The organism is Latilactobacillus parafuchuensis, assembly GCF_055271665.1.
The window spans coordinates 40425-53718 of record NZ_JBUXIM010000002.1 but is presented as its reverse complement, the minus strand read 5'-3'; the positions used below and the strand labels follow the sequence as shown (position 1 = coordinate 53718).

Sequence of the window (13294 nt, the reverse complement as noted above, 5' to 3'; positions counted from 1 at the left end):
ACTAATCCCGCTTTTTTACGGATTAGTTTTTTTATACGCCTTTTCAGTTCATAAAAAAATGACTCCAAACGTCGTTACGGTGACGTTTGAAGCCATTAAACAAAATTTAAAATGTTTTAAAAACAACCTTTTATGGAGGCGGCGTCCATACACATCCCTTTATGTACCACCGATATAGATCATTAAGTGTGCGAAAGGTGTGCAGTATTTGGCCCCTAAATCAGGGGCTGTTTTTATTTGAAAAATTCAATTATAATAAAGGCATTAAATTAGAAATCACGGTGATTATGATGCGAATTCTCGAACTAACAGGCCAAATATTCGGCGAATTAACGGTTATCAAGCGAACCGGCTCGCTTAACGGCCACTCTGCCTGGTTATGCAGTTGCTCGTGCGGTAAACAGACAATAGTTGCGAGCAATAAATTGGTTGGCGGTAAGACCGTCAGCTGCGGTCATCTAAAGACTGACGTTAATCACACTGGCTTGCGCGCTGGTTACAATAACAAGAAGGTCAATGATGTGGCTGTCTTCTTACTTAGAGACACACGCAAAGTTCGGCGCGACAACACTACCGGCGTTACTGGCGTTAAGGTCGTCCGCTACCGCGATGGTTCAACTCGTTACGCCGCTGAAATCACAGTCAAGGGCAAACGCACGAGACTTGGCACTTTTTCTACAATTGAAGAAGCTGCTAAAGCTCGACAGAACGCGGTTAAATCAATGCTAAGCTAGTCCCCCTACTGATGGGGGCTTTTTTATTTAAAAAAGTTTTGATTAATGCTTGTATTCATACCTTTCCAAAGGTATAATAAAGGTATAAGTTAAGTTAGTAAAGGGGCGGACATCATGATTATCAAAACCATCACATTCAAAATTTACAGAGTTAAATTCGAAGATACAGGTTGGAGTAATTATATTGCCAATCTTGATGACGTACCTTCTAATTGGATTGATTACGCAAAAAGAAACGTCACGGTATCTCATTTCACAAATAATGGCAAATTAAGTAAATCAGAAGGTGCTTCTAAATTAGTAACTAAAATCGCTGAAGAGAAATTTAAAGAAATGGTACGGTTAGAAAATGAAACAAAAGACGATATGAAACGTGCTTTAGAATTAAAAATAATTATTGATAATGCTGATTTTACTGGTAAATTAGTTACTATCAAAACTAAAACATCTCATTCAAGCTGGTATAACAATGGTGGTGAACTTAACGTGCATAGTCAATACCACACTCAAGTACCTGCAACGGTTGAAGCCGAAGCTCGTGAGTTACAAACAATCCGCCATAAACATCAGGGCAACAAATTATTCGACTTTTATACTACTCAGTATAAAACCGTTGAAGTTCGAGAAGCCGATCACGATAATGGGAGTTACTAAGGAGTTGGATACAATGAGCATGGATTTAAGCAAACTACACACGGCACAAGAAGCGTCGTTAATCTTAGGTAAGGAAGCAAGCTACGTTAAGCAGCTCATTAATAAGTACCCAGAGCGGCTTAAGCCGGGCACCTATCGCAAACTTGCTCGGACCTTTATTATTACTGATGAAGGCATCGAGTATCTGCGGGCACAAATTAAAGGATGACAATTAATTATTTTGTGTTATAATAGTCTTGTATCGAACCAACAGATTTTTAGAAGAGTATCAAATCAGTGAGTTCATCAACGGCCTTGACGAGAGTTAAGGCTATTTTTATGTAAAAAAATAAGCCTACCCCACTATTAAAAGTGAGATAGGCTTATTTTGTTGCTTAATAATTTAAAGTTTGCCCTGGATAGATCCACGAATTAATACTCTTGCCATTATTCACGGATAAGGTATGCATGCTAACGCCCAGCTTGTTGGCAATCGACCAGAACGAATCGCCATATTGAATGGTGTACGTCCGCTTGCTTGCTGCAGCTGTGCGTGTACCAAAGCTATCGCCCGGAATGTAACCAAATGACGCATAGCGTGTTTGGCCTGAATAGCTTGTGTACCGCCCTTTAACTACTCCATCGACGATGTAAATATGATTATAGTTTAGTGATTCACCTGGCGCATACGTCGCGACTACTGGCGAATTGTTGGCTACGTCTGAACGCACATTAACTGTTGTGTTTGCTGTAAACGTGCCAGTTTGCGCGTAATCTTGATTAGCGACTTGATTGCCGTTGTTTGATGGTGGTGTAACTGGCGCAGTTGGTTGTTTAGTGTAACCATTGTCAGTAATGCCGGTTAAATCAACGTTACCGTCCAATCCACCAGCTACGTACGTTGACGTAAATTGATACAGCGCCACGCCGTCCATTGATGGGAAAACAGCATAATTTGGTTTAGATGTAACCAAATAATTTGGATAAGCTGCAATCCATAGACTATCTGGAAACTCAGCAATAATACGTTTGTAATCTACATGAGCCAACGTGTATGGTTTATAGCTGTAATACATTGGCGTATAACCGGCATTACGGATTCGGCGCATGCCATACAAAATTGCATCCGTATTAGCATTAACATCACCGCTCGCACCATCTTCATAATCTAACGCAACAATGGAACCTTTTGGCGTTTGGACTTTGGGTAAATAATAGTCTAGCGCGAACTGGCCTAGTTGACTATTACCACCAACACCATACCAAATATAGGTATGAGCACGTAATCCCTTATCCTTAGCTGACGCAACTTGACCACCATAGGTCCATTGATCAATAAAAGTGCCGCCGTATGAGCCACCTAGTTGAGCGATGATAAACTTATCTGTGTTGTATCCGGTAACCGCTATATTACCTTGATACTTGGCTAAGTCAGTACCTTGGTCATCTTTAGCAGCGTTGGCGACTCCAATCGGAAGCATTAAAAAAGCCGCCATCGTGGCGACTACTAATTTATTTAATTTTGTCATTTTTTTGCTCCTTTTCCTTTTCATCAATTTGTTCATTAAAAACATCTAAATACTTCATTAACCATTTAACATTGATACCTAAATCATGGGCGTTTTCTAAAATACTGCCACCTTCATAGGCAATTAGAATCGCCGTATAGATCAGCCCTAAATTAATCGGAATCACTACACCAACATACGGTGCTACATGATCTAATGCTGATGCAACCACGATTGTACATAACGTTGCCAGTTTAATGACTAACCCTTTCAGGTTAACGGCTGATTTCCAACTATGCATTTTCAACGCTTTGGCGTAACCTGTAATTAGATCAGCGCCAACAAGGATGAACCACCAATTAATAATTGGCACCCCACCTGAAAATAGAATATCCATGATGCCACCTCCTTTGACTAAACCCAGCACTTCTTCACTTCCTTATTACAAAATAAAAAGCGACTATTGTTTAGCCGCTACAATTTGTTCATATTGTTCTTGAGTGATTGATTGATATTTATCCACAAAATAACTCTTTACATAGTCGGCAGTGTAAACGCCCCAGTCATAGCATTGTTTAATCATTTCGAACATATTAGTTTCCTCCTTTATTAAGTTCAGCAATTTGCGCCACTAATGATCCGGTCATTGTCTGTAGCTGTTTGATAGATTGTTCTTTCTTGGCATTTTCTGCTACTAGATTACCGACCAATAATTTGAGTTTATCTGTCTCGGTTGGTGCAATTGGTGTGGGCTCTAACACAACCCCTTCAATCCAATCACTCCCAGTCCATCTAGGATTAACCTTGTCCCCTGGGTCAACGTCTGTCGAATTTTCAGGCTGTTTAGTAGCTTCCAAATAATTAAACTTATAAGCTCCAGTGTCTTTATCAAATAAATACCATTTCTTCATTTTCTACATCTCCTATACAATATCAGTCCAATATACTTGGTGAATATCAACGTTAAGGTTACTTGGGCCACCAACTGTAAAATTAAGCCGAATACTGGTTCTTTCCCCGCCTATACTAATTCCCACTTTATCAAAATCATTATTACGTGGCTGTGCCCACGTAAATGGAATTTCTCTTGCTGGGACTAGTGACCTAGGAAAGTCACACATGAGCTTGCCAGAATTCTCTTTCAAGTTACCAACGGTACCGATTACCTCAACTAACATCACATCAGAAGATGCAAATTTTAGCGTCCTCCAGTGAACACTACCCGTAAAACCATTACGCATCGTCTCGTTATGCCAAATGCTAATATCCACTGTTGCTTCGACATCGGTCTTATTTGGTTTGTTTTGATCTATAAAATCAAAATTAGCCTGAATAGCTTCCGGACCTTTTTCCATACCTGTAAAAATTTTGGTTAGTTCTGCCATAACTAATACTCCTTTTCTAATAATAAAGAGCATTGGTACCGTTAAATGCACCAAAGCTCTCATCTTCTAGTCTCTTAAATTGTGTTCCGTCAGTAAAACTGCTATCAGTGCTATTTAGCTCAATAGTGCTTGAGCCATCATTGCTTGAGATAACTTTGGCCTCAACTGGTGTCTTTGCACCACCACCAAACATCCCTGATGGTTCTGTACCAATTGGCACTAATCCAAGTGAGTATGTTTGAAATCTAAGCGTGATTAAAGCACCAACCGTCAATGTTGTTGGAATAATGAAACGTAGACCACGTGTCTTTACCGTGATTTCTTTACGTATACCATCTTTTAGGCCATTGTTGGGAATAACACCAAAAGTATAACTTGTGCTTGGTATTAAACCCGTAATGGTTGCTGTTTTACTGGAAACAGTTGTCTTGAGTGTTGCACCTTCGTATACCTTGTAATTCAAGGGACCACCCCTTTACTAAACCCATGTTAGGGTAACAGCATTTGATGTTACATCGGAAGTTGCTAAAGAAGTTACCGTTACTAATGCTTCATATACGGTAATTGTAGCCGTTGCCGCTTTACCACTGGAGGCAGTTGCCGTTAAGGTAAAAGTACCAGATTTAAGTGCTTTGACGGTACCATCTGCAGCCACCGTGGCAATAGTTTCGTTACTTGATTTGTAAGCAACTGTTTTGTTAGTCGCATCTGTCGGCGTGATTGATACAGTCGCCTTAATTGATTGCCCGACTTCCATCGTCTTACTAATTGTCAAGGTAATTTCAGTTACAGGAATATCGCCAGTCTTGACTGTCACAACATTCGATTTTGCACTCTCACGAATACCATTCCAAGCACTGACGGCAAAAGTGTAACTTGTGTTAGGTGTTAAACCGGTAATTGTCACCGTCTTAGCATCGTTAACCTCTTTAATCTTTTTATCATTTTGATAAATGTAATAAATCATTTAATTCACTCCCAATCTAATTTTGCGGAACTTTCCGATAACGGTCTTACCACCAAGAATTTGGGAGCCTCTACAGTTCCGATTGGTCACCCATATTAGGATTGTCAGGTGCTTTGACGCCCAAGTCAAACTTCAAAATACGGTTTCCATCGATAACATACCAGCAACGGTCTGCTGGTTGGTAAACTGGATAGCCATGCAACGCAAACCCAGCAGGTAATTCAATCTTAACGATGTTAGCGTCTACATAACTATCAGTCGATTCGAGGAACTTAGCATTCGTACCACCAAATATAGTAGCTTTACCAAGCCCTCCGACTTCAGTACCAATCGCGTCTTCGTAATAACTAACCGTAACGTCCGGATTACGACCAAGACCATGATTGATAGTGACTAAATAACCAGACGGTATAGCCATTGATAACATTTGTTCGATGTTTTCCAGTCGTCCATCTAAGGTTGGGAACTTACCGTAGATTGTAGAATTACGTGCGTTGATGAGCTCGCTGTCGACTGTTGCGTTTGCAATCACATCTCTGAATTTGTCTTCAACATTGGTTTGACGTTTCTCAACATCAACCTGACGGTGTTCCATAATGTCTTCAAAGCTGTTTAAGGCGGCTTGAAATTGTTGAAGCGTAATCAGACCTTTCTCGAGCATATACCCACCCAGTAGCATCCATTGAGCTAATGATTTTCGTACATCTTTACCAAACATCTTATCTGCAATCTGGTCTGAGTTTATTGCGGCGGCTTTTACTAAGTCTGTTGATGGCGTGATAGTTAACTCTGGTGTTGATGTATCATCATGATAATCGACTTTCTTATCAAACGTAACTTCCTTAGTAGTCCAACCTAAAATATCTTCTGCCATTTTCTACCTCCTTATCTCTTTAGATAACTATCTTTAAATCTCGTACTAGGTTCTGTACTCATATCAACGTTTCCTGAGATACCACTGATACGAGCCACACTTGTGTATTGCCATAAATCGTAAGGATAAAGTGGCTTCCTTGAATTAGCAACCGTACCATCATTAACGCCATAGCTTGGAATCCAAATCTGGGTTCGAGATGTATCAATTGAAGGATATAAAGCGTTGCTTACATAAATAACAATCTTAGAATCTGGAATGCCTAAACTATTAAGTTTATTCATATATGCTGTGACAGACGAGGATAACGTTCCGATAGTTGAATCTGCTTCGACATCAATCATCCAGAAGCGAGGTTCTTTAGACGACCCAACCACTGCCTTAGTACGATTATAGAAGTCATTAGCTTCCACAGCTGCATCAGATGGATCGGTTGCTGCGAAATACGCATATACTGCATAATTAGCACCGGCAGAAATAGCGTTAGTGATATTAGCACTATACTTGGTATCTATATGAGAACTGCCTGATTGAACTCTAATAACAGACAACGCCAGACCAGCATTAACAACCTTAGACCAGTCAATCGTTCCTTGGAATTCAGATACGTCGATAATATTACCTTCGTAGTATTGATCTCCAACTGTTTGCTCTTGAAGTTTCTGTACCCGTTCCTGAAGTTCTTTAATTAACTCATCTTGAGTAGATTGAGCCTCTTTGATGCTTCCGATCTCACCCAATTCGTTGCTAATTGTCACAATCTTAGCCGTCTGCGCAGCCACTCGACTCTTTAATGCATCTACCTGTTTAGCAGCATTTAAAGCGTCACTCTGGTATTGTGTGAGCGTCTTTTTCTTGTCGCCTATTGTCAGGCTTGAGCTGTGAGGACTAAGCACGTCAATTACCTTTTGCGTAATCCGTAGCAACTGTGGCTCGGCTACTGCCGGGTTGATGAACTGGTAACTGTCTGACACATTAAACGTCTTAAACCTATCTAAACCAGTTTCAACGGCACTAATCGTCCAATGTTCTTTGGCCGCTGCCTGGTCTTTAATCCACTGCTCTGCTTTTGGTTTGAGCATCTCCGGCGTGTGAACATCATCCCAGACATTCGTGCCGTTAATAATACCAAACTCCGATTGTAGCTCCGGAATGTCAATGTAATCTTTACCGTTGTTGACGCTAGCAATCGTCACCCGCGGATTAGCTACATTAGTTTCGCCACCTGAGTTATTGCTTTCAATCGTTGCCCCTAAGGGAATAAACCGCGTAATCACACTGGTTGGGTCAATCTCTACGCTCGCACTTTTAAGGTTGCGCCCCACTTTGATTGGATTGTTAGTTAAATGCTCTTTTCCGGGTTCTTTTAAGTAATCAATGTAATTACCGTCCGGCTCAATCCGTAGCCTTAAAAAGCCTCCTAAACGGCTAATAAGTTTATCTTTAATCGTGTCATATGTGTTGGCATAATCAATAAACCGATAAACGTTATCCGTCGAATTAGTCACGTCAATATTGCCGACTTTAAATTGTTTATAATCCGGTACTTGAGAGTTGTGGACATCAATTAATAATTTAAAAAAATCAGCCGGTGACGTGTTGTGTACTTCTTTAAATCGTTGCGTAGAATCCAACAGATAAGCCAATACGGACTCGAAACTGAACGACTGAACGAATTGGCCTGAACTCGTCATCTCACGCTTAGGCTTTAAGGCACGCCCTTTAAAAAGAATCGTATTATCTTGTTTCACAACGATGTGTGTTTGTAATGGTTTAACGCTCCCGAACAACGGGTTATTTTGATTGACGCTCAATTGAAAATCATCAATATCCGATTCTTTTAGAGTCAGCTTACCAGCCGACACCAGTTTATTTGTTGCAACATTAAAAATAGCCTTACCGACTGAATCGGTAGGGCTGTCGTAAGCAATGATTGAATACATACTAAATCATCACCTCTTTGTAGAATTTAAACTCGATTGTACCGTTACCAGTTAGAGTGAGTTTATTTTCACCTCGGGACATTACTAACTGGGTGTCAGTGTAAACTCCAGTCGTTAATTGCATCGTGCCGAACTCGCCTTTTATCGTGATCTGTCCGCTAACGACAATCTGTACATCCACACTTCGGGCACCAATGTTTAATAGATTAATGTAATGCGTCCCATTGACCGTGTAACTCGTATTCTGGAATACCCAATCTGGGAAAAATACATCATCCCAGACGTCCGTTCCTTCTGGATTATCGCTAATCGCGAAGGGATAACAATCGAAAACAACCGTTGCCGTCAAAGCCCTATTCTTAGCGTCGTCACTGACCGAAACTGATTTACACTTGCCTAACCAATGCAAACCGCTATCGTGAGTATCCTTAATAACCTGAATCCCCAGTGACATTAATTGGTTCTTGAGTTGATTCTCAATAACTTTACGGTCGGCATAATTATGGTTAACGGTCATTATTTGATAAGTAACGTCTCGGTTATCAAAGTAACGATCATTGCTCAATGTTGAGAAATCAAGCACGCCTTGGCTAAATGGGATTGTTTCCGTAATTGTTTTTTCGGACGGGCTAGGTGCTTGCCGGCCAACTAACCACCAGTCTTGTTCAAAGCTATTAAATTTGCCAAATATCAAACCTTCTGTAATTGCTAAATCGTCCGTCAAAGAGCTGTTAGGCCCTGTATCGACAAATTCATATTGCCCCAATTTACTACCTCCATCTATTTGCGTCTTGAACAGATTGACCAAACGCATCGTTAAACGCGCCTTTGGTCTCGCCAACTAAAGCCCCCGTATCAAGTACAATCACTTGATTCTTGTCCACGATTTGTTGCAGTAATCGTGTAACGGTCGAATCACCGCCGTTTAAATCAAAACTGTGATTAGCAAGCGGTGAACTGTTGCCCATCGTATCGTTAAACTTAAAATTCAACGGTTTAACGGTTGCGACATCTCTCACGTTTGCTATTACATTGCCCATAGCATTGACTGCCTGATAAGCGTGGTCGCTGATACCAGTAGCGACACCTAAACTTAGGTACCTGCCGACTTCATCGCGTAATAAACGTGAAGGCGAGTGAATCTTAGCAGTCTTCTTAGCCTCAGCATTTACCTGTGAAACCAAGCTTTGCATTGCCGAAACTGCTGCGCCAGTATTAGATCTAATGCCAGAAGCAACACCACCGGCAATGTATTGTCCGTTTGAATCAAACTCTGAATACGAGTCTCGAACTTTAGCAGCACCGCTTTTAGTTACATCATCGACAGCGCCGTTGACTTTACTTTTCTTTTTGCGAATACCATCAGCTATTTTATCGCCGGACTTGCCACCATTTTTTTCGTACTTGTCTAAATTCTTGTCAGCACCGACGACACCTTGTTTTGTTAAATAGTTACCGGCGTCCCCAACCTTAATAGAACCGTCTTTCAAACCACCAACTAACTTATCTTGACCAGCTTTACCGTTTTTAAACATCATCGGTGGCATAGAAGCAATGCCTTGAGCAACTTCCTGTGACTTATCTTGACCAATCTTGCTAAAATCTCCGCTACGTAATGCGTTCATGAACGCGTCGTTCGCTTCGAATCCACGTTGCTGCATAATCCCTTTTAATACAATCAATTGTTGGCTAATCGTCGCACCGTTTTTGATGTAAGCACCATAGATTGCATTTAACTGTGCATCTGTGGTCGCGTGCATCGCCGTCAAGCCTTCCGATACTGTTGCGGTTTTCAAATTATTCTGTTGTTGTAACAACGTCAACATCTGTACACCAGTATTTGCCTGACTCTGGTAAGCCTGCTCGTTATGGGCAGTCAAAGTTGCTATTTCTGCTGTAAAATTAGCTTTTTGACTAGCAGTTTTAGCGGCGTCACGTTGGTTTTCAAGCTCTTTTAATTTCGCTTCATTAGCAGTAATGGTATCTGTTTCATTTTGATAGAGGGCGTTTAAATTAGCGGTAAGTGCAGTTCGTTCTGCTTCCGATAATTTCTGATTACTCTCTAGCTTCTTTTGTGCCATTTGAATGTATAACTGTTGTTGTTGCATAAGTCCGTTTCGAATTGACTCATTCTGAGCCTGTAATGCTGTTCGTTGCGATTGTGTTAACGCATTACCTTCTTGGTCCTTATTCGCAACTAGCATAGCCGAATTATCAGTCATCAAACTAACCATAGCCGTATTGTTTGCTTCTTGACCGGCAAACATTGCGGTAAACGCCTGATTTTGTAAGGCCGCTTTTTTATCGCCGTGTGCTTTTTCGGCTTTCTCTAACAGTTCATTGGCCGTTTTTTGATTCGCTTGAGTTTTATCGTTAAATCGATCAATAATGGCTCCTGCCGATTCAGTATATTTACTCATGACGTCTGTTGAAAAAGCACTTTGCATATCACTGGCAATTTGGAATGAGCTATCTCTCATTTTTTTGTTCACTTTTGATGAACTTTCTGAAAGAGATTCATAGCTTTTCTGAACACCCTTAATGCTTTTTGATGTATCATCTGATGATTTGACAACTTGACTAAACGAATCATAGCCGGATTTTCCGGCGTCTACAAACGCTTGACCCATATCCTTGACAGAATCCCCAGCACCTTTAATAGCAGCATTTGCTTTGTCAAACGCCGCGGAACCATCTTTACCGCCCGGCACCATCTTTTGAACTGCACCTTCAACAGCATAACCGGCTGCTAACGCCGTTTTAGCAATCGCACCTAAGCTGTCAACGACCAATCTTAAGGCCGTCGCCAAAGCAATTGCTGTTACCACCAGTCCGCCAATGGCGATTACGCCGATAACCTTCGCAATGCCGCCTAGCAAAGTCCCGATTGGTTTCAAAACATCACCAACCGCACTAATAGCAGGCTTGGTACTGTCAAACATATCTTTAATACCACCAATAGCTGTCTTAACTACTCCCTGAATATTCAAGAAGTTCGATGACCACGCTAGATAAATAGCCCCCGCGACCGCTGCAACTAAAGCCGCTATTGGCAATAGAACACCCAATGACATACCTAAACCACCGGCAGAAGTTGCACCAGCTAACATGCCTTCACTAGCACCTTGGCCCGCTAATCCAACCTTGCCGACCGCTTCGCCGCCCTTCATGGCCGTGTTTGTTAATGCGGCAATCTGTTGGTCACTAGCACCCAACGTTTGAAGCAATCCAAACATTTTAGTATTTAATCCAGTTGCTGCCGCTTGCGGATTAGTAAAGACCGAAACCATAGACTTGGCCGCATTGGCCGTCTTGCTTGGAATACTCGTAAATCCATTGGCAATACTACTTAAAGTGTTCTTAAACGCATTGCCGGCATTAGCACTCATGATTGTGTTATTAAAACTATTGATGTTGACTGCGGCGCTTTTTGCAGCTGAACCAATCCTACCGAACACGCCAAGCGTTATGCCGTTCATTGATTTAGCAGCCGTCCCAGTCATAATTAACCCACGTTGAACTAAACTTAAATCTGCTTGAATAGTTTCAAGCATCTTAATCGATTTGGCACCACCTACGCCAATCCCTTTAAATGTTTCTAGGGCAAGAAAGGCCGGTAACGCAACTTTCAGCGCCGTGCCAACTTGCTGAATTGACGGTAAGAACTTCATCATGCCACTAGCGGCCGCTAATACGTTCTTAGTCGTCGCTTGAATGGCACCTTGGTTCTGTTGCAGATACTTAGTGAAGTCGCCTACCGAATCCGTAATGCTGTCAACGCCAGTCTTGAGTGTGCCACTAAACGTTTGTTCAAGCACGATAGCCATTGACTCGAAGCCACCGCCAAGTTGTTCGACTGAACTAGCCAAGTCATTCTGCATTGTGGTAGCCATTTTTTCGGCTGCCCCGTCAGAATTTTTGAGAGAGTTAGTTAAACCAGTCAACTTGCCAGATTGGGCTTGTAACATAACGTTCATAGCCCGTCCGCCTTGAACACCATAAATCTGTGACGTGTAGAATTGCTTCTGTTTGTCCGTCATGCCAGTCATTTTTTCTTTTAATTCCGAAACCTGTGTTGCCAAAGGTTTCATCTTGCCGGCCGAATCATAGGCGCTAAAGCCTAATGCGTGCATGGCTTCGTTGGCATCTTTAGAAGGGTTTTGAACCTTAGTTAAGGCCATACCTAGGTTAGAACCAGCCATCGACCCTTTAATACCCGCATCTGATAAGACACCAATCGCGGCGGCTGTTTCTTCCAAACTTAAACCGGCCCCATGTGCTTGCGGTGCGACCATCTTGAGGGCTTCACCCATGTCACTAGCTTCTGCATTGGTATCGGCAGCGGCCCGCGCGAATACATCGGCAACATGCGCGGAGTCACTCGCTTCGAGCCCGAACCCGTTCAACGCTGTAGCGGCATTCTCAGCTGATAAAGCCACATCGCCACCAGACACGGCAGCTAAATTAAGAACCCCTGGCATTGCCTGCATAATCTGTTTAGAATTCAACCCGGCCGAAGCCAGATTTTCCATGCCCGCAGCTGCTTCTTTAGCACTGAAAGCCGTATCAGCACCCAATTTAATCGCTTGGTCGTTCATAGCTTTTAAATCCTTACCACTTGCGCCCGCAATCGCCCCGACTCGTGACATTTGATGTTCGAAGTCCATACCGGTCTTAATACTTGCAACGCCTAATCCGACCACTGCAATCGCACTGGCCTTCATGGCGGTACTAACAATCTTAGACGAGTTATTAACTGCATCGGTGGAAGCCATAGAACTACGGGCCATCGATTGGTTAAAATCTTGATACGTAGCCTTGGCCTGCTTAAACGCAGCAACATACTGCCCAACACTGGCCGTTAATATGGCGCGCGTTGTATAATCATCTGCCAATTAATCGTCTCCTTTCTTTTCGTGATATTCTTGCATTCGTTTTGCAATCCGAACTAATTCTGGATTCATATCTGATTCTTTCTCTTCTGGCTTGTAGACGCATTTAATTTCGGCGTCATAATCAAAAAAGTCTTTAAAATCTTTGAATGGCGATTTGCCACTCTCGTCTACACCACTTACTTGATGATTAAGCCAAGCCTGTTGTGCGATTTCGGCCGCACGATCAACCTGAGACAAATTAAAAGCGAGCATTCTCATCGAATACTCGCGAATAGTCATGTTATTAATTTCATCAAGGCTAGCAATTTTTAAGAATCGAAACCCTTTCAATACAATAGATTCATATGTTTCCGTA

General features: G+C 41.9%; 15 protein-coding genes. 3 read left to right on the top strand and 12 right to left on the bottom strand.

Translation table 11 applies throughout. The features are described 5' to 3' along the window. Positions 1 to 425 precede the first annotated feature (425 nt). From ACVPPQ_RS11490 to ACVPPQ_RS11480, 3 genes are all read left to right on the top strand, one after another. Positions 426 to 734, top strand: a complete 309-nt coding sequence (locus ACVPPQ_RS11490) for an AP2/ERF family transcription factor (RefSeq protein WP_463496414.1) — start codon at positions 426 to 428, stop codon at positions 732 to 734. Positions 735 to 848: 114 nt separating this feature from the next. Continuing rightward, complete coding sequence (locus ACVPPQ_RS11485) at positions 849 to 1388, top strand: hypothetical protein (RefSeq protein ID WP_463496413.1); 540 nt, start codon at positions 849 to 851, stop codon at positions 1386 to 1388. Positions 1389 to 1401: 13 nt separating this feature from the next. Then, positions 1402 to 1596: a helix-turn-helix domain-containing protein gene (locus tag ACVPPQ_RS11480; RefSeq protein ID WP_463496411.1), complete on the top strand. Its 195-nt coding sequence runs from the start codon at positions 1402 to 1404 to the stop codon at positions 1594 to 1596. 166 nt (positions 1597 to 1762) lie between these two features. Here ACVPPQ_RS11480 and ACVPPQ_RS11475 read toward each other — a convergent pair whose 3' ends face one another. The 12 genes from ACVPPQ_RS11475 to ACVPPQ_RS11420 all read right to left on the bottom strand — a co-directional run bounded on the left by ACVPPQ_RS11475 (position 1763) and on the right by ACVPPQ_RS11420 (position 13218). Beyond that, positions 1763 to 2896, bottom strand: coding sequence for a GH25 family lysozyme (locus ACVPPQ_RS11475; RefSeq protein WP_463496410.1), 1134 nt, complete (start codon positions 2894 to 2896; stop codon positions 1763 to 1765). After that, positions 2880 to 3272, bottom strand: a complete 393-nt coding sequence (locus ACVPPQ_RS11470; protein WP_463496408.1) for a phage holin family protein — start codon at positions 3270 to 3272, stop codon at positions 2880 to 2882. The genes ACVPPQ_RS11475 and ACVPPQ_RS11470 overlap by 17 nt, the downstream gene beginning before the upstream one ends. A gap of 63 nt (positions 3273 to 3335) precedes the next feature. Next, positions 3336 to 3467, bottom strand: coding sequence for an XkdX family protein (locus tag ACVPPQ_RS11465; RefSeq protein ID WP_259742870.1), 132 nt, complete (start codon positions 3465 to 3467; stop codon positions 3336 to 3338). A gap of 1 nt (position 3468) precedes the next feature. Continuing rightward, entirely contained in the window at positions 3469 to 3786 is a 318-nt protein-coding gene (locus tag ACVPPQ_RS11460; RefSeq protein ID WP_463496406.1) for a hypothetical protein, read from the bottom strand. A 12-nt stretch (positions 3787 to 3798) separates the two neighbouring features. Next, positions 3799 to 4260: a hypothetical protein gene (locus ACVPPQ_RS11455; RefSeq protein WP_463496405.1), complete on the bottom strand. Its 462-nt coding sequence runs from the start codon at positions 4258 to 4260 to the stop codon at positions 3799 to 3801. Positions 4261 to 4276: 16 nt separating this feature from the next. Then, the gene (locus tag ACVPPQ_RS11450) at positions 4277 to 4723 is read right to left on the bottom strand and encodes a fibronectin type III domain-containing protein (protein ID WP_463496403.1); all 447 of its coding nucleotides are present in this window, start codon (positions 4721 to 4723) and stop codon (positions 4277 to 4279) included. A 15-nt stretch (positions 4724 to 4738) separates the two neighbouring features. Next, positions 4739 to 5227 carry an Ig-like domain-containing protein gene (locus ACVPPQ_RS11445; RefSeq protein ID WP_463496401.1) on the bottom strand — a complete coding sequence of 163 codons (489 nt, stop codon included), beginning with the start codon at positions 5225 to 5227 and terminating at the stop codon, positions 4739 to 4741. A 70-nt stretch (positions 5228 to 5297) separates the two neighbouring features. Continuing rightward, positions 5298 to 6101, bottom strand: coding sequence for a hypothetical protein (locus ACVPPQ_RS11440; protein WP_463496399.1), 804 nt, complete (start codon positions 6099 to 6101; stop codon positions 5298 to 5300). A gap of 11 nt (positions 6102 to 6112) precedes the next feature. Beyond that, positions 6113 to 8044, bottom strand: a complete 1932-nt coding sequence (locus ACVPPQ_RS11435) for a GH25 family lysozyme (protein ID WP_463496397.1) — start codon at positions 8042 to 8044, stop codon at positions 6113 to 6115. A gap of 1 nt (position 8045) precedes the next feature. After that, the gene (locus ACVPPQ_RS11430; protein ID WP_463496395.1) at positions 8046 to 8810 is read right to left on the bottom strand and encodes a phage tail protein; all 765 of its coding nucleotides are present in this window, start codon (positions 8808 to 8810) and stop codon (positions 8046 to 8048) included. A gap of 4 nt (positions 8811 to 8814) precedes the next feature. Beyond that, positions 8815 to 12939 carry a phage tail tape measure protein gene (locus ACVPPQ_RS11425; RefSeq protein WP_463496394.1) on the bottom strand — a complete coding sequence of 1375 codons (4125 nt, stop codon included), beginning with the start codon at positions 12937 to 12939 and terminating at the stop codon, positions 8815 to 8817. Beyond that, a complete protein-coding gene (locus ACVPPQ_RS11420) occupies positions 12940 to 13218 on the bottom strand; it encodes a hypothetical protein (RefSeq protein ID WP_463496392.1) in 279 nt (92 codons plus the stop codon). Between the last annotated feature and the right edge of the window lie 76 nt (positions 13219 to 13294).